16 protein-coding genes are annotated in these 20080 nt (G+C 68.5%); 8 read left to right on the plus strand and 8 right to left on the minus strand.

The features are described 5' to 3' along the window. Window positions 1-617 precede the first annotated feature (617 nt). The 3 genes from ACWGID_RS29435 to ACWGID_RS29445 all read left to right on the plus strand — a co-directional run bounded on the left by ACWGID_RS29435 (window position 618) and on the right by ACWGID_RS29445 (window position 3157). Complete coding sequence (locus tag ACWGID_RS29435; RefSeq protein ID WP_452201975.1) at window positions 618-1358, plus strand: hypothetical protein; 741 nt, start codon at window positions 618-620, stop codon at window positions 1356-1358. 93 nt (window positions 1359-1451) lie between these two features. Continuing rightward, window positions 1452-2681: an MFS transporter gene (locus ACWGID_RS29440; protein WP_452201977.1), complete on the plus strand. Its 1230-nt coding sequence runs from the start codon at window positions 1452-1454 to the stop codon at window positions 2679-2681. After that, a complete protein-coding gene (locus ACWGID_RS29445) occupies window positions 2681-3157 on the plus strand; it encodes a winged helix-turn-helix transcriptional regulator (RefSeq protein WP_452201979.1) in 477 nt (158 codons plus the stop codon). The genes ACWGID_RS29440 and ACWGID_RS29445 overlap by 1 nt, the downstream gene beginning before the upstream one ends. Before the next feature lie 43 nt (window positions 3158-3200). On the opposite strand, the gene ACWGID_RS29450 is transcribed toward ACWGID_RS29445, so the two are convergent. Beyond that, window positions 3201-6197 carry a S8 family peptidase gene (locus ACWGID_RS29450; protein WP_452201981.1) on the minus strand — a complete coding sequence of 999 codons (2997 nt, stop codon included), beginning with the start codon at window positions 6195-6197 and terminating at the stop codon, window positions 3201-3203. Window positions 6198-6416: 219 nt separating this feature from the next. Here ACWGID_RS29450 and ACWGID_RS29455 point away from each other — a divergent pair, with 219 nt between their 5' ends. The 3 genes from ACWGID_RS29455 (at window position 6417) to ACWGID_RS29465 (ending at window position 10763) form a co-directional block, all read left to right on the plus strand. Further along, complete coding sequence (locus ACWGID_RS29455) at window positions 6417-7532, plus strand: chitinase (protein WP_452201983.1); 1116 nt, start codon at window positions 6417-6419, stop codon at window positions 7530-7532. Window positions 7533-7635: 103 nt separating this feature from the next. Next, on the plus strand, window positions 7636-9297 hold the full coding sequence (locus ACWGID_RS29460; RefSeq protein ID WP_452201985.1) for an FAD-dependent oxidoreductase: 1662 nt from the start codon (window positions 7636-7638) through the stop codon (window positions 9295-9297). Further along, on the plus strand, window positions 9297-10763 hold the full coding sequence (locus ACWGID_RS29465; protein WP_452201987.1) for an ATP-binding protein: 1467 nt from the start codon (window positions 9297-9299) through the stop codon (window positions 10761-10763). The genes ACWGID_RS29460 and ACWGID_RS29465 overlap by 1 nt, the downstream gene beginning before the upstream one ends. Window positions 10764-10769: 6 nt before the next feature. On the opposite strand, the gene ACWGID_RS29470 is transcribed toward ACWGID_RS29465, so the two are convergent. After that, complete coding sequence (locus ACWGID_RS29470; RefSeq protein ID WP_452201989.1) at window positions 10770-11666, minus strand: alpha/beta hydrolase family protein; 897 nt, start codon at window positions 11664-11666, stop codon at window positions 10770-10772. Window positions 11667-11721: 55 nt separating this feature from the next. Here ACWGID_RS29470 and ACWGID_RS29475 point away from each other — a divergent pair, with 55 nt between their 5' ends. Next, window positions 11722-12267: a helix-turn-helix domain-containing protein gene (locus tag ACWGID_RS29475; RefSeq protein ID WP_452201991.1), complete on the plus strand. Its 546-nt coding sequence runs from the start codon at window positions 11722-11724 to the stop codon at window positions 12265-12267. A gap of 418 nt (window positions 12268-12685) precedes the next feature. Here the strand turns inward: ACWGID_RS29475 and ACWGID_RS29480 are convergent, their stop codons facing one another. The 3 genes from ACWGID_RS29480 to ACWGID_RS29490 form a co-directional block, all read right to left on the minus strand. After that, the gene (locus ACWGID_RS29480) at window positions 12686-13330 is read right to left on the minus strand and encodes an MSMEG_1061 family FMN-dependent PPOX-type flavoprotein (RefSeq protein ID WP_452201993.1); all 645 of its coding nucleotides are present in this window, start codon (window positions 13328-13330) and stop codon (window positions 12686-12688) included. 444 nt (window positions 13331-13774) lie between these two features. Then, a complete protein-coding gene (locus ACWGID_RS29485) occupies window positions 13775-14707 on the minus strand; it encodes a sugar kinase (protein WP_452201995.1) in 933 nt (310 codons plus the stop codon). Window positions 14708-14866: 159 nt separating this feature from the next. Next, window positions 14867-15487, minus strand: coding sequence for a bifunctional 4-hydroxy-2-oxoglutarate aldolase/2-dehydro-3-deoxy-phosphogluconate aldolase (locus ACWGID_RS29490; RefSeq protein WP_452201997.1), 621 nt, complete (start codon window positions 15485-15487; stop codon window positions 14867-14869). A 127-nt stretch (window positions 15488-15614) separates the two neighbouring features. On the opposite strand from ACWGID_RS29490, the gene ACWGID_RS29495 reads away from it, so the two are divergent. Next, a complete protein-coding gene (locus ACWGID_RS29495) occupies window positions 15615-17405 on the plus strand; it encodes an exo-alpha-sialidase (RefSeq protein ID WP_452201999.1) in 1791 nt (596 codons plus the stop codon). A gap of 2 nt (window positions 17406-17407) precedes the next feature. On the opposite strand, the gene ACWGID_RS29500 is transcribed toward ACWGID_RS29495, so the two are convergent. Genes ACWGID_RS29500 through ACWGID_RS29510 form a run of 3 tightly spaced genes read right to left on the minus strand, consistent with a single transcriptional unit; the run spans window position 17408 to window position 20072 of the window. Next, window positions 17408-18208: a hypothetical protein gene (locus tag ACWGID_RS29500; RefSeq protein WP_452202001.1), complete on the minus strand. Its 801-nt coding sequence runs from the start codon at window positions 18206-18208 to the stop codon at window positions 17408-17410. Beyond that, window positions 18202-19347: a galactonate dehydratase gene (gene dgoD / locus ACWGID_RS29505; protein ID WP_452202003.1), complete on the minus strand. Its 1146-nt coding sequence runs from the start codon at window positions 19345-19347 to the stop codon at window positions 18202-18204. The genes ACWGID_RS29500 and dgoD overlap by 7 nt, the downstream gene beginning before the upstream one ends. Continuing rightward, complete coding sequence (locus ACWGID_RS29510) at window positions 19344-20072, minus strand: FadR/GntR family transcriptional regulator (RefSeq protein ID WP_452202005.1); 729 nt, start codon at window positions 20070-20072, stop codon at window positions 19344-19346. The genes dgoD and ACWGID_RS29510 overlap by 4 nt, the downstream gene beginning before the upstream one ends. Window positions 20073-20080: the final 8 nt, after the last annotated feature.

The raw sequence follows: 20080 nt of genomic DNA on the forward strand, positions 1-20080 counted from the left end.
TTTAGCTCTTTCTTACTTTTGGGGGGGGGGGCTCAAATTTAACCCCCCCCCCCAAAAAACAACTAAACAAAAAACCCACACCGCGGGTGTGGGGGGGTGGGGGTGTCCCCCCCCCCCCACAGCCCACACCTGTTGTCCGCAGTGCGCTCCGGGCAATGCTGAAGAGGTGAACACGCTGCAGCGACAGGCTCGTCTCTTCCGTCTGGTGCGCCACCCCACTCCCACCGCGATCCTCGCCGAAGGCGTGGAGTGGTCCGACGGCGCAGTCACCGTCCGCTGGCGCGGCCCCCACCCAGGTACGTCGACCTGGGACGCCGGCGTAGAAGCCCTCCTGGCCGCCCACGCCCCCGACCCCCGCACCCAACTCCACTGGACCCAAGCCCCCACGCCGGTCCCTCGCACGACCCCAACCACCCACACCACCCCAACCCCCACCATCTGGCTACCAGCCCCGGCCCCCGACGGCCTCTGCTCCCGCTGCGGCCGCCCCTGGCCCTGCCTCAGCTGCGGCCCGTAGCACGCCCGCCCCGCCCCGGCCGCCCACTGGCAGCCGTTGCAGGAAGGTGCGCTGTGAGATGGCGGTGACCTACTTACTTGACGCGGTTTAGTGTGCGGGGGTGATTGATCCGCTGGATGAACTTGATGCCCAGGTGGCTCGGTTGCGGGTGGTGGCGGACGAGTTGCTGGCTGCTCGGAGTAGGCCGGTGTTGCGGGGCGAGCAGGTGGAGTTGGTCGAGGACGGGCCGACGCTGCTGGCGGCGTACGAGGAGATGCAGCGGAGCTGTCACGAGCAGATCCGGGCGTTGGATCGGGGGCCGTACTCCGCGCCGCCGGCGTCGCAGCAGAAGCTCGAGTTGGACCGGCTGGCGGATGGGCTGGCGTACCGCGCGATCTACGGGTTCGAGGTGTTCGAGTCCGAAGAGGTCATGACGGTGCTGCCGGAGCTGCGTGCGGCCGGCGAGGAGAGTCGGGTGTTGCCGCAGATGCCGATGAAGATGGTGCTGGGCGACGACAACATGGCGCTCGTCGCGCTGACGAAGCGCGCCCCGGCGGAGTGCCATCTGCTGATCAGGTCGACCGGTCTGCTCGACGGACTGATCGCGACGTTCGAGATGCTCTGGGGTCTGGCAGTTCCGATGCCCGAGCTCGAGGCGACTGGCGAGGTGGCGGAGCTGCGGGCGCCGGATCGCGACATCTTGATGCTGCTGGCCGGTGGTGCGACCGACGACATGATCAGTCGGCGGCTCCGGATCAGTCCCCGGACGACGCAGCGCCGGGTCCGCGCGCTGATGGATGCTCTCGGCGCGCAGACCCGGTTCCAGGCAGGCGTTCAGGCAGCCCGGCGTCGCTGGATCTGAGTGTGACCCGGATCACGCGAGGATCTGGATTGCATCGAGCTACTCAGATGTTCTGAGTTTCATCGTGCAATTCAGCTCCGGAAGGAACCCGGCGTGACCACCAGCACTCTCGAACTGACCACCGCGCGACCGCCGCGCACTCTGAGCAGGCAGGCCAGCTTCTGGACCGCCGCCTCGGTCGCGGCCATCAGTCTGTGGACGAGCGCGGCCCCCACGACGACGTACCCGCTCTATGCCTCGGCCTGGCATCTCACTCCCACCGCGACCACCGCGATCTTCGCCGTCTATCCGGTCGTGCTGGTCGCCTTCCTGCTCCTCTTCGGCCAACTGTCCGACTACATCGGCCGGAGGGCGACCATGCTGTACGGCGTCGGCGCGCTGCTCGCCGGTGTCCTGCTCTTCGCGATCGCGCCGTCGGTCGGCTGGGTGTACGCCGGGCGCGCGCTGATGGGAGCCGGTGTCGGCCTCGCGCTCACTCCCGCGACGGCCGCGGTGGTCGAGTTCAGCCCGCTCGGCAAGGCTGCCCGCGCCGCGTCCGTGACGACCGCGGCGACGGCGGCCGGCCTTGCGCTGGCGACGATCGTCGGCGGCGGCCTGATCGAGTACGCGCCGCAGCCGCTGCACCTGGATTTCTGGGTGCTGCTCGCGGTCGTCGGGGCTGTCTTCGGACTCGTCTGGCGGCTCCCGCGCCACATCAAGGACGAGAGCCGGGGCCGCTGGCGGCCGCGTCCGATCTCCGTCCCCAAGGAAATCCGGAGCCTGTACGTCGCGTCCGCGCTCGCCGTGACGACGGCCTACGCGTTCGGCTCGGTCTTCCTCGCGCTCGGTGCGCAGGTCGCCCACCAGTTGATCGGGACCGCGAACATCTTCGTCATCGGTCTGGTGCTCGCGATCATGTCGATCACGATCGGGGTCACGGCGATCGCCGGACGTCGTTTCGCACCCGGCCGTCTGGTCCTGGCCGGAGCCGTCGCCACGCTGGTCGACCTGGCCGTGCTCGAGACGTCGGCCCAGCTGCACTCGCTGCCGCTGTTCATGACCGCCACCGTGCTCGGCGGCATCAGCTACGGTCTGCTCTTCTCGGGCGGCCTCGGTCTGATCACCGCGCACGCGCCGGCGCATCACCGTGGCGGCACTGTGGCAGCCGTGTACCTCGTCGCCTACATCCTGCAGGGAGCGATCGCGCTGGCACTCGGCCTGGTGGCGACCGCGTCCGGACTCGGGACGGCGTTGATCCTGGGCGTGATCATGATCGGTAGCCTGGCGTTGCTCGCCATCCTCGCTGCCGGTGCCCTGATGGCGAAGCAGGTCGAGGAGGTGTGATGACAACGCGTACGGCGACCCAGCCGAACTGCTCGATCGCTCGGACACTGGAGTTGGTCAGCGACCGCTGGACCTTCCTGATCCTGCGCGAGGCGCATCTCGGGACCACCCGGTTCGCGGACTTCCGCGACTTCCTCCGGATCGCGCCGAACATCCTGACGAGCCGGCTGACCGCGATGGTCGATGCCGGTCTGCTCGAGAAGCGTGAGTACCGCGACAGAGGCGAGCGCGCGCGGTCGTCGTACCACCTGACATCTGCCGGCGAGGATCTGAAGCTCGTGCTGGCGGCCCTGCAGCAGTGGGGGGATGTGCACGTGCCGCGGGCGGACGGGCCGACGGTGCTCCGGCGTGACACGCGGTCCAAGGGCCTGGTAGACGTCGGCTTTGTGGACAAGAAGGGTGCAGAGGTTCCTCAGGAGGACGTGGTCTTCGAACCAGTCCCGGGGAGCCCTGCGGATCGCAGTACCTGGCGTTGACGTACGGCGGACCCGTTGTCGCGGGCCCGCCGTACTCATGTCACTAGTTGATCGTTACGACCGTGCCGGCCCGGTTCGGGAACTCGACGAAGCCGGTGGAGGGCTTGTCGGTCGGAAGACCGGACCACGAGGCGGTGACCTGGAACGGCTTGAACGCGCCCGGTGCCGACGACGGCGTCACCTTCAGCGAGCCGCCGCTCGTCACGACGTTGGTCTGCATCGTGTACTCCGTCGTGCTGGCGCCCGGCGGGTTCGACAGGGTGATGGCGAGCACGCCCCACACGCCAGGGGTCGGACCGGCCAGGCTGGCCGACGCCTGGTTGGAACCGTCACCGACGAAGGACAGTGCCTGCATCTGACCGTTCACGACCTTGTAGAGCACCAGCCAGATGCTGCCGGCCGGGTCGACGGTCTTGATGTTCCACTGCACCGCCTTGGTCTGTGAGGTCACAGTGACCGGGTAGTCGGGCAGGTCCGCGTCAGCAGCACCCGCAGGCACCGCACCCGGTACGAGCGGAGCCGAGACGACGCCGTACGAGCGGATCGGTACTCCGGCCTTGCCAACGGTGGCAGTGAACGACGCGGCGCCGGAAGTGCCAGTGCCGGACACAGCGGTCGGTGCGAGCACAGACGTCGGTACGACGACGATCGGGCTGCGGACCGTCTTACCAGCGCCCTGCCACGTCAGCCAGCCGTTGGTGGTCGCGCCGGAGTCGCCGGTGTCCAGAGTGAGCTTCACCGTGAACGACTTGGTCTGACCGGCCTTGCTGAAGTTCAGGATCGACGGCGTCACTACTGCCTTCATGCCCGGCACCGAAACGGTCGCCCGGTACAGGCCGGGAGTCACAGCGGTCACGCGGCGAGTGATGGTCTGCGTACCCAGCAGCTGTCCCACGGAGATCGACGGAGCGTTGTAGTCACTTGGGTTGATCGCAGGTACGTCGGTACCGGTCTTGACGCCCGTACCTTCCAGATAGCCCAGCCAGTCGGTGTCGCCCGAGTCGTAGACCAGGCCCGGGTCCAGCATCTTGGACGGCTGCACCTCACCAGCACCCGCGTCGAACGGGTTGGTGTCGACGGCGCCAGTGGAGGTCAGTACGTCGCCGGCAGTCGTCATCAGAGCCGACTTGACCGCCATCGGCGACCAGTCCGGGTGCAGCGACAGGTAGAGCGCGGCCAGACCCGCTACGTGCGGTGCGGCCATCGACGTACCCGAGAGGAAGGCGTAGTTCTGTCCGCCGTTGGTCGGCGGCGCCACTGCTGCCAGCACGTTCACGCCGGGCGCAGCGATGTCAGGCTTCAGCAGGTTGCCGTTGCTCGACAGCGACGGCCCGCGCGACGAGAAGTCGGCCATCTGCGGGTACGGCGTCGTAGTGCTGGTCGTATTCCCCGGGACGAGCTCAACCGTCGCGCCGGCCTCTGCGGCGTACGACCGCACCGACAACGCACCCGGCGTGTTGAGGTGCACGGTCGGTACGGCGTGGGAGTCGCCGACCACGTCCTGGTCGAAGAGGTTCAGCAGCACCATGCCGACACCGCCGGCCCGCTGTACCTCGGCGGACTTGTCGACGCGCGCACTGATACCGCGGTCGCAGGCGACGATCTTGCCGGCGGTCTTGGCCGGGTCCAGCGTGTTGGCCAGGCAGATCAGTGCGTCTGCATCGCTGACGCCTGCCTTCTTCACGGTGACACCGTTGACCAGCGGCTTGCTGCCGGTTGCGGACGAGACAGTAGTACTGACACCGGCGTACTTCTGGCCGTTGCCCAGCACGACAGTGCCGTTCCACGGCGCCACAGTGCTCGCGCCGACGGTGGTGACCCACGGGGAGGTGTTGTCGAGCGTCGACGCGTCCGGACCGGAGTTGCCGCCGGCTGCCGAGACGAAGACACCTGCGGACGCGGCGGACAGGAACGCCAGCTGGATCGGGTCCGTGGCCGGGGACTCGATCGTCGAGCCGACCGAGTAGTTGATGACGTCGACGCCGTCGGCCACTGCCTGGTCGATCGCGGAGACGATGTCGGAGGTGAAGCCACCGGAGTCGTTGGCGGCTTTGCCCTCCCAGAGAGCCTTGTACACGGCGATCTTGGCCGCCGGTGCGACACCAGTGACCTTGCCGAGGTCACGGCCACCCAGTACGACGTCCACGTCGGCCTTGCCAGCTGCAGTGGTCGCAGTGTGGGTTCCGTGGCCCTCACCGTCGCGCGGCGACACGTAGTCGGCACGCCGCTCCGGCGGGACCAGGCCGAGCCACCCGTCACCGAAGTACTTGGCGCTGATCAGCTTGGTGTTGCACAGGTCGGCGGTGAAGTCCTCGCCGGTCTGGCAGCTCCCGGTGAAAGTACTGCCGTCGGCCTTCTGCATGACAGTCGTCGAGCCGGACAGGTACGGGCGGTACGGGTCAGCTGCCGTCGGCGGCTCGGTGCCGAGCTTGGAGCCGGCCAGCGACTCGCTCTCCGGCCAGATGCCGGTGTCGACCACACCTACTACGACACCCTTGCCCGCTGCCGCCGTACCGCCGAGCTTGTTCCAGACGCCGTTGGCGCCGGACAGCTTCAGGAAGTCGGTCGGGCTGCGGTCGTCGAGGGCGTGGTGCAGCTGGTCGGGTACGACGGACACGACGCCAGAGGTCTTGCTGAGCTCGTTGACCTGCTTGGAGGTCAGTGCGGCAGCGAAGCCGTTCAGCGTGGTCGAGTAGTCGTGGTCTACCTTCGCTCCGACCTTGCCGGCGACCTGTGCGTGCTTGCCGTTGAGGTAAGCGCGGTACGCCTTCCCGCTGGTGCTGTTGACGTCCACCTTGCGACCGGAGGTCGGCTTGGTCGCCTTCAGCCCGGTCACGCCACCCTGGTACGTCGCGAGCGGCTTGTCGGCCAGCGTGACGACGTACCGACCGGGGGCGAACCCGAAGCGGTTGGTGGACTCAGGAGCTGTTCCCGGTGTCGCGCCCGGTGTCGCGGAGCCTGGTGGAGCCACCAAGGCGGTGGTTATCAGCGCAGCGCCGGCCAGCAATGCGGCCCGGCGGCGCAGGGTGGGATGGTTCACGTGATGCCTCCACGGCAGTAGTCCTGGCCGTGGCTGTAGCCCCGGCCGCCCGCCCCCGAGCTCGGACGCCGAAAGCCTGCCAATCCGGCGCGCCGACTACACGGGATTGGCTTCAAGTAGCCGCTGGCGGAAACCTGCCAGCGGGTATCCGACAGCGTCGGATACCCGCCGTTGCCAACGCATTGACCGTGAGTTATGGAGCATCTCTACTAAATGACTATGCGATGGCTTGCAGTGGTTCTCGGGGTCCTGCTCACCAGCACGACGGCACCAGCTCAAGCGGTGCCGGCCCAGGCTGCGCCGGACTCGGCGAAGCATGCGCTGATCGGGTACCTGCACGCGAGTTTCGCGAACGGATCCGGGTACGTGCCGCTGGCCGACGTACCGGACGAGTGGGACATCATCGACCTCGCCTTCGGAGAGCCGACCTCGGTGACGTCGGGGGACATCCGCTTCAACCGGTGTCCGGCGAGCGAGTGCCCGAACGTGGAATCCGACGCGGACTTCATCGCCGCGATCCGGGCGAAGCAGGCGGCCGGGAAGAAGGTGCTGATCTCGATCGGCGGCCAGAACGGGCAGGTGCAGCTCACCACGACCGCCGCCCGGGACGCGTTCGTCAGCTCGGTCGGCGCGATCATCGACAAGTACGGGCTGGACGGGCTCGACATCGACTTCGAAGGGCACTCGCTCGCCCTGGACTCCGGTGACACCGACTTCCGCAACCCGACCACGCCGGTGATCGTGAACCTGATCGCGGCGCTGAAGACCCTCAAGGCGAAGTACGGCGACAAGTTCGTGCTGACGATGGCGCCGGAGACGTTCTTCGTGCAGGTCGGATACCAGTTCTACGGCGGCTCGAACGGCGGCGACAACCGGACCGGGGCGTACCTGCCGGTCATCCACGCGGTGCGGGACTTCCTGACCGTCCTGCACGTCCAGGACTACAACTCCGGTCCCGTGATGGGGCTCGACAACCAGTACCACACCATGGGCGGTTCTGTGGGCGGTGCGGACTTCCACATCGCCATGACCGACATGGTCAAGGCCGGTTTCCCGGTGGCGAACACCGGCCAGACGTTCCCGGGACTGCGCGACGACCAGATCGGTTTCGGGCTCCCGGCAGCGGTCGGCGCAGGCAACGGCTACACCGCCCCGGCAGCCGTGCACGAGGCGCTCGACTGCTTGGTGAAGGGCCAGAACTGTGGCGGCTACAGCCTCCGCGGCGGTACTTCGCCAGGCCTGCGCGGGCTGATGACGTGGTCGATCAACTGGGACCACTTCAACAACTGGGAGTTCCGGAACAGCCACGCGCCGTACCTCGACGCCCTCCCGTAGGCCGCCCCTCGGGCCCGGTTCGCGAATCAGCCCCTCGCGAACCGGGCCCGGGCCTGTGGATTACGGATCACGATTTGTACGTTTTCGCTGGTATGAAAGAGGCATGACAGCGTCAACGACCCGCGCGGTGATCCTCACCGTGGACGACGACCCCGGCGTTTCCCGGTCGATAGCCCGTGACCTCCGCCGTCGGTACGGCGAGGAGAACCGCATCGTCCGGGCGGAGAATCCGGCGCAGGCGCTCGACGCGCTGAAGGAGCTGAAGCTCCGCGGCGAGCCCGTCGCCCTGCTGCTGGCCGACTACCGGATGCCCCAGATGTCCGGCATCGAGTTCCTCGAGGCCGCGATGGACCTGTTCCCGCTCGCCCGCCGCGTGCTGCTGACGGCGTACGCCGACACCGACGCGGCGATCCAGGCCATCAACGTGGTCGACCTCGACCACTACCTGCTGAAGCCGTGGAACCCGCCGGAGGAGAAGCTCTACCCGGTGGTCGACGCGATGCTCGAGCTGTGGAGGTCGACCCCGGAGCCGTCCGGTGACGAGACCCGGGTGATCGGGCACCGCTGGTCGGCGCCGTCGTTCGCGGCCCGCGACTTCCTCGCCCGCAACGCCGTGCCGTACCGCTGGCTGAACGTCGACGACGACGAGGCCAAGCGGCTCCTCGACGCCGCTGGGGTCGATGGTTCGACGCTGCCGGTGGTGATCACGCCGGATGCCAGCGTGATGGTCGCCCCGTCCGAGGTCGAGCTGGCCACCAAGGTCGGCCTGACCACGGCCCCGGAGAAGGACTTCTACGACCTGGTCGTCGTCGGTGGCGGTCCGGCCGGTCTCGGTGCGGCGGTGTACGGCGCCAGCGAGGGCCTGCGGACCGTACTGGTCGAGCAGTTGGCGACCGGTGGTCAGGCCGGGCAGTCGAGCCGGATCGAGAACTACCTGGGCTTCCCGGACGGTGTGTCCGGGGCGCAGCTGACGGACCGGGCGCGCCGGCAGGCGGTGCGGTTCGGGGCCGAGCTGCTGACGACCAGGCAGGTAGTCGGGCTGGAGACGCTCGGGAACGCGCGGTTGCTGCGGTTCGCCGACGGCAGCGAGATCTCGGCGCACTCGGTGATCCTGGCGACCGGCGTCTCGTACCGGACCCTCCAGGCGCCCGGCGTCGACGATCTGTGCGGCCGCGGGATCTACTACGGCTCGGCGACCACCGAGGGTCCGGCGTGCGCCGGTTCGGAGGTCTACATCATCGGCGGGGCGAACTCCGCCGGTCAGGCCGCGGTCTATTTCTCGAGGCATGCGAAACGTGTGCATATGCTGGTAAGAGGACCATCGCTCACCGCGACGATGTCGTCGTACCTGATCGACCAGATCGCCGAGATCGACAACATCGAGGTGCACACCTGCACGCAGGTCGTTTCCTGTATCGGCTCGGAGCACCTGGAACATCTCACCCTGCTGAACAGCGAGACCGGCGAGAAGCGTGAGGTGGACACGGAATGGATGTTCGTGTTCATCGGCGCCGCCCCGCGGACGGACTGGCTGCCTGGTGACCTGCTCCGCGACGAGCGCGGTTTCGTCCTCACCGGACCGGACCTGCACGGCCGACCGCCGGGCTGGCCGCTGGAGCGGGAGCCGTACCACCTCGAGACGAGCATGCCGGGCGTGTTCGCCGCGGGCGACGTACGGGCCGAGTCGGTGAAGCGAGTCGCGTCGGCCGTCGGCGACGGGGCGATGGCCGTGACACTGGTGCACCGATACCTGGAGATGCTCTGATGACTGACCAGACCGTGGAGCCGCGGCGGCTGACCCCGGACGAGCTGCGCACGCTGTTCCTCTTCGAGAGCCTCACCGAGGAGCAGCTCGGCTGGCTGTCCGAGGCAGGGTATGTCGAGTCCGTGCACGACGGCATCGTGTTCAACGAGGGTGACGAGGCGACCTGCTGCTACGTCCTGCTGACCGGTGAGATCCGGCTCTGCAAGCTCTCGCACGGCGAGCTGGTGGAGATCAACCGGACCAACCAGCGCGGGGTGTACTCCGGCGCGTTCAACGCGTTCTTCGGTGCCAACGACCACAAGTCGTACACCGCGACGATGCAGGTGACGCAGCCGTCGGAGTTCTTCGTCATCGGCGCCGAGACGATGGCGACGATGATGAACACCTGGTTCCCGATGGCGGTGCACCTGATCGAGGGCTTCGTGATGGGCATGCGCCGGACCAACGAGACGCTCGGCGAGCGCGAGCGGTTGCTTGCCCTCGGCTCCTTGTCCGCAGGTCTGACCCACGAGTTGAACAACCCGGCCGCGGCGGCGGTCCGGGCGGCGGCGTCCTTGCGGCAGCGGGTCTCCGGCATGCGGTCGAAGCTGGCGATGCTGGCCGACGGGACGCTCGACGCGACCAAGCTGCACCAGATCGTGGCGCTGCAGGACGACGCGGTCGAACGGCTGGAGAAGAACAAGGACAAGGACATCCCGCCGATGGAGCTGTCCGACCGCGAGGACATGCTCACCGACTGGCTCGACGACCACGACGTCCAGGCGAGCTGGGACGTGGCGCCGGTGCTGGCCCAGGCCGGCCTCGACGTGCCGTGGATGGAGGAGGTGCTGACGGCGGTCGGCCCGAAGTACCTCGAGGGCGCGGTGCGGTGGTTGATGTACACGATCGACACCGAGTCGCTGATGAACGAGATCGACGATTCGGTGACCCGGATCTCGACACTCGTCGGTGCCGCGAAGCAGTACTCGCAGATCGACAGGGCGCCGTACCAGACTGTTGATCTGCGGGAGTTGCTGAAGTCGACGCTGGTGATGATGTCGGGCAAGCTCCAGGGGTACGAGGTGGTGAAGGACTTCGATCCCGAGCTGCCGGCGATCCCGGCGTACGCCGCCGAGCTCAACCAGGTGTGGACGAACATCATCGACAACGCGGTCAGCGCGATGGGCGGCACCGGCACCCTCACACTCCGGACCCGGCGCGACGGCGCGTATGCGGTCGTCGAGATCGGCGACACCGGACCGGGGATCCCGGAGGAGATCCGGCGCCGGATCTTCGAGCCGTTCTTCACGACGAAACCGATCGGTGAGGGTACTGGTCTCGGCCTCGACATCTCCTGGCGGATCGTGGTGAAGAAACACCACGGTGACCTCCGCGTGGAGTCCGAGCCGGGGCGCACCGTGTTCAAGATCGTCCTGCCGCTGGATCCCGAACGCGAGCTCGAGTCCGACCCGGCGCTGCTCTCCTGAGGTTGCTTACGGCAACCAGGTGACGATGGTCGAGATGGCCTCGGGATCCATGTGTCCCGGGGCCTGGTACTCCGCGATCGTCGAGGGACCGCTGCCTGCGAAGAACAGGTGGTTGTCCGCGTCCAGCACCTTGATCGTGGCGTCGGGCAGCCCAGCGCGCCATCCTGGGAGATCGTCGGCGACGGTCACCTGATAGTCCCGACCGCCTTGCAGAACAAGGATCGGTACGTCGAGTTTCGCCGCGGTGGCGACTGGGTCATAGGCGCGGAGATCCAGCCAGAACGATCCTGGCAGCCCGAAGGGGAGGTCGGGGGTTTCGGGTGTCAGGTCTGGGCTGTCGACGGCGGCGGCTTGGCGCTGGAAGATTTCGACGCTTTCCGGCGGGACTGCCCCGGTGTCGGCGAGATGCCGCATGACGCGGACGGCGGCATGGTGCATCGGCGTGGTGTCGCCGGCCATGATCACGACGCCGGCGACGAGCGGTTCCTCGGCGATCTTCGGCGCGACCTTCCCGCCCATGCTGTGACCGACCAGGACGACCCGGTCGACGTGCTCCGCGAGGGCGCCTACGGCGGCGATGCCGTGCGGGACGTACTCCGCCGTCATCGTGTACCCGGGCTCGGTCATTGCCTCGGGCCGATTCGCGGTCAGCTTGTCGAACCGCAGTACCGCGACACCCTGCGTGGCGAGACCCCAGGCGAGATCCTTCAACGGCTTGTTCGGCCCGCTGGTCCCGTCGCGGTCGAACGGGCCGCCGCCGGCGAGCAGCACGACACCTCGACCGGTCGGCCGCGCGGGCAGTGTCAGCGTGCCGGCGACAGTACGGCCCGCGGCATCCAGAGCGATGTCCTGCTCGGTGAACGCGGTCGGATCGGCGTACGGCGGGGGAGTCCAGACAGTCATCGGCACACCTTTCTCAATCTTTGCGAAAGGTAGCATGGCGTGAGATCGTTTCGCCATGGATCCGTTGGAGCTGCTGGGGCATCCGGTGCGATTGCGGATCGTGCATGCGTTGCGCGGCGGCCGCGAGCTGACGACCGGTGAGCTGGGGGAGCTGATCGCGGACGTGTCGAAGGCGACGCTGTACCGGCACGTCGAGCTGCTCGCGGAGGGCGGGATCCTCGAGGTCGCGGAGGAGCGGCGGGTGCGGGGTGCCGTCGAGCGGCGGTTCCGCTTGCGTGCCGAGCGCGCGTCGATCACGCCGGAACAGCTCGAGCAGCTCACAACCGACGACCACCGCCGCGCTTTTGCGATCGCGATGGCGGCGCTGCTTGCGGAGTTCACGGCGTACGTCGACCATGCCGGCGCCGACCCACTCGCCGACCTCGTCGGCTACCGCCAACACGCCATCTGGCTGTCGGATGCAGAACTCCACGACCTGATCGAAGGCCTGCGGGCCGCCATCCTCCCGACCCTCACCAACCAGGCAACCCCCACCCGCCGCCGCTACCTCCTCAGCCCCATCCTCTTCCCCACTGAGGCCGACACTGGGGAACCCAGCTAGCCGATCCCGGTGCACTGCGCTCCCCAAACCAGCCCCGCTCGTTCCCCAAACCAGCCCCGCTCGTTCCCCAAACCAGCCCCGCTCGTTCCCCAAACCAGCCCCCTCGGCCGAGACGAGCCTGCATCGCGGGGAGGGTTATCCGCTCGTGTTGGGGGTTATGGGGTCGTGGACCAACCGAGAACCCCCAACGCTAGGGGATAACCCTGCTTGGCGAGTGCGAGTGCGAGTGCGAGTGCGAGTGCGAGTGCGAGTGCGAGTGCGAGTGCGAGTGCCGTGTGGCGAGTGCGACTCGCGGGCGGCGAGTGCCGTGTGGTGAGTGCGGGGGGCGGGGTGTGGGGATGGTGGGCTGCGGCTCGGGCTGGCGGTCGGGCCCGGTGTCGCGGCCGTCGGCGTCGCGATGTTGCTTGGGCCGAGTGGGTTATGTGGGGGTGGTGGGGTAGAGCTGGGATTCCAGGAGGGCGGGGCGGTTGCGGGCTTCGATGGATTCGAGGGGTTCGCCTTGGCGCCAGAGGGCTTGGGCTATTTCGGAGTACGGGCGGACTGTTGTCGGTGTCCAGGTGTCGGGTTTCCAGGCGCGGGCTCGGGCGAAGGACTTCGGGCAGTGGAAGAACGTTTCTTCGACGTGGAGCAGGAGGGCCAGGCGCGGGCGGTGGGAGCGGACGATCATGTCGTCGAAGAACGGGCCGTCGGTGACGATGCGGGCGCGGCCGTTCACGCGGAGGGTTTCGGGGCGGCCGGGGATCAGGAAGAGCAGGCCGGCGTGCGGGTTGTCGAGGATGTTGCGGAAGCCGTCCATGCGGCGGTTGCCCGAGCGTTCGGGGATCGCGAGAGTGCCGGCGTCGAGCACCTTCACGAAGCCCGGCGGGTCGCCCTTCGGTGAGACGTCGCAGGTGCCGTCGAGGGACGAGGTCGCGACGAAGACCAGCGGCGAGCCGCCGATCCACTCCCGGTGTACGTCGCTTAGTCGCGACTCCACCTTGTCGCGGACGATCGGTTCCGGAGTACCAAACCCCTCGAGCTCACCAACGCTCCGCACCTCCGGAAGTTCCTCCCACCCACTCACCACAACGCCTCCCAAGCCCCTCACCACAGTTCGTCCCCTGCACTCACCGCGGTTCCTCCACGCATCCACCGCACTTCGCCCCGCGCACTCATTCCAGTTCCTCTCGCGCATCCACAGCACTTCTTCCCGCGCGTCCGCCGCCGCGGTCACGACCCGATCACCTTGGGGAGGATTGCCTGCCCATTCCGGGCACCAAATCCTCCCCAGCCCGCCGTTCGTGCCGTGCCCTCGCCGCGGTTTCGCTCGCGCGGTCGTCGCAGTTGGCCGCGGTCTGATCGCGAGTCCGCCGCAGTTCGTCTCGTGCGCTCGACTGCAGTTCCCGTCGCGTGTCCACCGCAAGTCCGCTCGTGCTCTCGCCGGAGCTGTTCGCATGCATTCACCACGGCTTCTTCTCGTCCGGTGTCAGTTGGTAAGACGAGATAGACGCCTGCTTGGTGACATGGGTCAGCGGAGGGCGGTGCCCTGGGTGTGGGTGAGGAGGGTGAGGTCTTCGCGGGTGGGGAGGGATTCCCAGTCGCCGTACGCCGAGACGCAGAAGGCGCCGGAGGTCGTGGCGCGTTCGAGGCGGGATTCGGGGGAGAGGGCATCGAGGGTGGCTGAGAGGTAGCCGGAGACGAAGGCGTCGCCGGCGCCGATGCTGTCGGCGACGGTTACCGGGAGGGCGGGCTGGTGGATGGTTCCTGCGGACGAATGCGCCCAGGCGCCTTTGCTGCCGGCGGTGACGATGACGTGGTCGACGGTGCCGAGGAGGTCGGTGACGGGCTCGGCGGCGTCGGTGAGGAGGTCGAGTTCGTCGTCGGAGGCGAACACGGTGTGGATGTACGGGAGGAGTTCGCGGAGTGCGCCGGCGGCTTCGGGGCGGGACCAGAGGCGGGCGCGGTAGTTGACGTCTAGCGACACCTGCACGCCGGCTGCATACGCCGTTTGTACGGCGGCCAAAGTCGCGGCGCGGGTGGTGTCGGAGAGGGCGGGGGTGATGCCGGTGACATGTAGGAGGGTGGGGCGGATCGCGGTGATCGCGGCGGTGGTTTCGTCGGCGGTGAGGGTGGAGGCGGCCGAGCCGTTTCGGTGGTAGCTGACGCGGGTGATGTCGTGCGAGGGCTGGTCGAAGGCGATGAAACCGGTGAACGCGTCGTCGGCGTACCGCAGGTGGGTGGTGTCGACGCCTTCGGCGCGCAGGGTGCGCTGGATCAGGCGACCGGGTTCGTCGTTGCCGACGGCGCTCAGCCAGGTGGCGTGGTGGCCGAGGCGGGCGAGGCCGATCGCGACGTTGCTCTCGGAGCCGGCGATCGACAGGTGTGCGTCCCCACCGAGGCGCATCGGGCGGGCGGTCCGCACCGAAACCATCGTCTCGCCGAACGTCAACAGATCAGTCATCAAGCACTCCGAAGGGTGAACAGGCGGTCATCGAGCGGTCCGCGGGACGAGCGGGGTAGGTCATCGGGCGGTTCGTGGGGAGGGCGAAGGTGGAGCATCGAGCGGGTCTCGAGGCGAGGGGGGAGCGAGGCGAGCGGGGCTTCGTGAGGTGGTGGGTGGTCATACGTTGAGGGTGGTGCGGAAAGTTTGGGCTCGGACGGCTAGGTCGGCGAGGTTGCCGCCCATGGCCGCGTCGCCAAGGAGGGGGGAACCGACGCCGACGGCCAAGGCGCCGGCGGCCAGGTACTGGGGGGCGGAGACCGCGTCGATCCCGCCGACCGCGATCAGGGGAGCGTCGGGGAGTGGGGCTCGGAGTTCGGAGAGGTAGCCCGGGCCGTGGAGTTTGGCGGGGAAGATCTTGACGGCGGTGGCTCCCAGGTCGAGCGCGGTGACCACCTCGGTGGGGGTGAGCGCGCCGCAGAGCAGCGGCAGGCCGAGTTCGATCGAGCGGTGGGAGCCGCGGGTGATCGCCGGTGTGACGGCGAACCCGGCGCCGGCGGCGGCGACCTCGTCGGCCTGGGTCGCGGTGACGACGGTGCCGGCGCCGATCAGGATGTGTGCGTCGTACAGCGACCGCGCGTTGGCGATCGCCTCGACGCCGCCCGGCGTGGTCAGTGAGATCTCCAGCGCGGTGATCCCGGCCTCGACCAGGGTCTCGACGCAGGCCAGCGCGGTGTCCGCGCTGTCCGCGCGGATGATCGCGAGCAGTTTCCGGCTCCGGAGTTCGGCAAGCAGATCCATGGTCTCCAACCTAAGTGACGAGGATAGACATAGGACGTCCCATGAGCTCTGGTGTGGACGCCCGATCTGTGGCTAACTTTCTTAGTGAACAACCGCCCCGTTGTTTACTTTCTGGAGGCATCCGCTCATGCCTAAGCTCAAAGCCCTGCTGATCGCGCTGGCGCTGACCGCGCTGACCGTGCAAGCACCGACTGCCCAAGCCGCCGTCACGACGACCGTCCTGTTCAACAAGGGAGATGCCGGCTACGGCTGCTACCGCATCCCCGCGATCGTGAAGACCAAGGCCGGCACCTTGCTCGCCTTCGCCGAGGCCCGCCGCGCTTGGTGCGCCGACTCCCAGGAGATCGACCTGGTGATGCGCCGCTCCGAGGACGACGGCCGTACCTGGTCGGCCACCCAAACCGTCCTCTCCGGCACCGACTCCGACCCGAACGCCGTCGCCACCCGAGGCAACCCGGCCCCGATCGTCGACTACGAGACCGGCCGCATCGTCCTGCTCACCACGATGGACCCCGGTACGACGAGCCGCCCGCGGACGCCGTACGTCCAGTTCAGTGAGGACGACGGGAAGACGTGGAGCAAGGCGAAGAACATCGGCGACCAGATCGACGACCCGGCGTGGGGCTGGTACGCGACCGGTCCCGTGCACGGCATTCAGCTCACCCGCGGCGCTCATGCCGGTCGTCTCGTCGTGGGCACCAACTACGACAACGGCGCCGGCCAGAACGCCGGTCAGCTCGTCTACAGCGACGACCACGGCGACACCTGGCACAAGGGCGCGACGGATCTGCGCTCGGACGCCACGCCGCAGGAGATCAGCGTCGTCGAGAAGGTCGACGGCAGCGTGTACGCCGGTGCGCGCAACAACGCCGGTACGTCGGGTGCCAGCCGGATGGCCGCGGTGAGCAACGACGGTGCTCAAACGTTTGCGGCCCCCTTCGCGACGATCACCGGCCTGACCACTCCCGTCGTACAGGGGTCGCTGCAGCGGTTGCGTGCGGTCGATCAAGGGGACAAATACAACCGGCTCTTGTTTGCCTCGCCTGCGGATCCCGATCGGCGGCGGTACATGACGATCCGGTCCAGCTTCGACGAGGGCAAGACCTGGCAGACCGTCGACGAGGGCACGAGGATCACCAGCGACTGGTCCGGGTACTCCGACATGGCGATCCTCGACACCGGCGAGATCGGCCTGCTCTACGAGGGCGGTACGGTCGACGCGCGGGACCAGATCCGTTTCGCGCGCTTCACCGAGAACGACATCGGCCACCCGGACGCGCCGCTCGGCACGACCACGCTGGACGTCTCCGGCCTGAACAACAACAGCTACCTGCGCGGCGGCACGACCTCGGTCGCCGGCAAGTTCGGGCAGGCGCGGGATCTCGACGGTGTCGACGACGCGATCCAGTTGCCGTACGCCGAGTCGCTCGCGGTCGGCGCCGGTGACTTCACCGCGATGGCGTGGATCAAGTACGGCGCCTCCACCACCCCGCAGGCGATCTTCTGGGGATACGGCATCAACGAGTTCTCGCAGTTCTGGCTCCGCGCGGAACCGGCCGACGGTCGCATCCGCGGCCTGATCACCACCGGCGGCAACACCGCAGCGGTCCAGACAGCGAAGGCGTACAACGACAACGCCTGGCACCACGTCGCCCTGCAACGCAAGGCCGGCACGCTCGCGATCTGGGTCGACGGCGCCCAGATCGCGAGCGTCACCGCGCCCAGCGGATCGGTCAGCCCCGGCCGCCCCTTCAAGATGTACGTCGGTCAGCGGCTCGACGGCGCCCATCACTTCGACGGCTCGCTCGACGAGGTACGCCTCTACAAGCGAGCGCTGACCGCGACCGAGCTCAACAGCATCCGCACGAGCAACAGCACCGCGGTACCGAACGCCGTACTCGATCTGCCGCTCGGGTGACATCAGACCGGCCTGGCGGCGACCGTCAACCGCCAGGTCAGTTCACCACTCGCCGGCACCACCGCGGCGTCGTCCGGCCCGGCCTCCGCGAGGTCGAACACCCGCCCGAGCATCGCCTCCACCCCGAGACTCCGGTACGGCGCATCGCTCGGGAAGCCGCCCTGGTTACGCCACAACGCGACCGAAACCGGTTGCCCCGGGCAACTCAACGTCCACGTGAGTTCGGCGCCGCGGTCGCGGACCGAGACCGTCGGGCAGTCCACCAGGATCGCGCCGGCGGCGGATCCGTCCGTGGGTCCGAACTCCCCGAGCTCGAGCGGCGTCGGCCAGCCAGCGGCCACCCAGGGTTCGCCGTCCGGCCAGGCCCACGGCAACAAGGGAGCCGCCTCGGGATAGAGCCGGCAGACCGTTCCCGGCAGCGCGGAGATGGTTGCACCGGGCACACAGTCGAGCAGCGCGTGGGCGGCCCAGAGGAAGCGGTAACCGGGCGGTGCTTCCAGGTGGTAGTCGACCGTGACGGTCTCCGCGCCCGGGGTGAACGCGCGGGTCAGCACCGCGTCCCCGAACACGACCGAACTGTCCCAGGGCTGGTTCCACAGACCTCCGTGGTCAGGCACCCCGCGGATCGTGGGAAAGCACTCGTCGACCCCGCCGGCATCGACGAACGTCGCGAGACCGGCGCGCGAACCGGTGATCAGGCCTGGACCGCCCCAGAGCCATTCGCGTCCGGCGAGGCGCAGGGATGTCCAGCGCCCGCCGTCGGCGGCGTCGATCGTGACGACGCGGCCGGCCCCGCTCACCATTCCGCGAACGAGCCGTCGTGGTGGGTCCACACCGGGTTGCGCCACGCGTGACCGGTCCGGTCGGCGGCGCGGACGGCGTCCTCGTCGACCGTGATCCCCAGGCCCGGTTGGGGATTCCACTCGGCATGACCGTCGACCCAGGTGAACGGCGCCGGATCCACGACGTACGACGTGAGGTCACTCGTCACGTTGTAGTGGATGCCGCGGCTCTGCTCCTGGATCAGGAAGTTCGGCGTCGCGAACGACACCTGCAACGACGCCGCCAGCGAGATCGGCCCCAAGGGACAGTGCGGCGCGAGCATCGCACCGTGCGCATCCGCGAGTACGGCGATCCGCCGCAGCTCGGAGATCCCGCCGGCATGCGACACGTCGGGCTGCACAACCGCGACCCCCGCGTTCAGCGGCGCGAGGAAATCGGACCGGTGGTAGAGCCGCTCGCCCAGCGCCACCGGCACCGTCGACGTCGTCACCACTTCAGGCAGATGCGCCATCTGCTCGGGCAGCACCGGCTCCTCGACGAACATCGGGTGCAGGTCCTCGACCGCGTGCAGGATCCGTCGCGCCGCGGCCACGCCGACCCGCCCGTGCAGGTCGATCGCGACATCGCGCGAATCACCGAGGACCTTACGGGCCGCGGCGAGCCGAGTCACGATGTCGTTGATCTCGGCAACAGATGGCGACGTCTGGATCAGCCCGCTGGCGTTCATCTTCACCGCGGTCATGCCCGCCGCGATCTGCTCGGCGACGGCCTCGCCGATCGACCACGGTTTGTCGCCGCCGACCCACGCGTACACGCGGACCCGATCGCGCACCCGCCCACCGAGCAGCGCTGACACCGGGGCGCCGTACACCTTGCCGGCGATGTCCCAGAGGGCGTGGTCGAGGCCGGCGACGGCGCTGCTGAGCACCGGTCCGCCGCGATAGAAGCCGCCCTTCGTCAACACCTGCCAGTGCCGCTCGATCTGCAGCGGGTCCTGCCCGATCAGGTACTCCGACAGTACGTCGATCGCCGCGCGCACGACCTCGGCGCGACCTTCGACCACCGGCTCACCCCACCCGACGACACCGTCACTGGTCTCGATCCGGCAGAACAGCCAGCGCGGCGGGACGAGGAACGTCTCGATTCTCTCGATCTTCACTTGCGCCGCCTCCGGCTCCCGGAGCCACGGACCTCGGTGAGGTCCTCGGCCGCCTTCGCGAGCAGTTCGCGCATCGCGAGCTCGGCGCCTTCGGGGTCGTGCGCGCGGACCGCGTCCACGACCAGCCGGTGGCTCGGCACCGGGTCGTCGGACGGCTTCACGGTGTGCACCAGACGGTCGCGGTCGGCGAGCCCGGTCTCCATGATCACTTCCATCTTGGTCAGCAGCTCGTTACCCGTTGCCGCGAGCAACGCGCGGTGGAAGGCGAGGTCCGCGGTCACGGCCGCGAGGTCGTCAGCCGCGGACTCCATCGCGGCGAGCGCTGCGTCCAACGCGGCGAGGTGCGAGTCGTCGCCGCGGATCGCGGCCAGCCGGGCGGCGGCCGGCTCGACGATGCCGCGGACCTCGTGCAGTTCCTCGAGCAGCTCGGGCCGGGCGTCGGCGTCGCGGAAGTGCCAGCGGATCATGTCCGCGTCGAGCAGGTTCCAGTCCGACCGCGGCCGGACGAACGTGCCGCGCTTCTGCCGCGCGTCGACGAGACCCTTCGCGGTCAGTACCTTCAGTGCCTCGCGGACCGCGGTCAGGCTGACACCGAGGTCGGCCTGCAGTTCGGTCACGTTGATGGTCGCGCCCTCCGGGATCTGCCCGGACAGGATGCGCTGCGCCATCTCCTCCACGATCTGGCCGTGCAGACCCCGCGTCACGCCGCGCTGAATCCCCGTCACTCTGCTCT

It is taken from the genome of Kribbella sp. NPDC054772 (genome assembly GCF_053611945.1).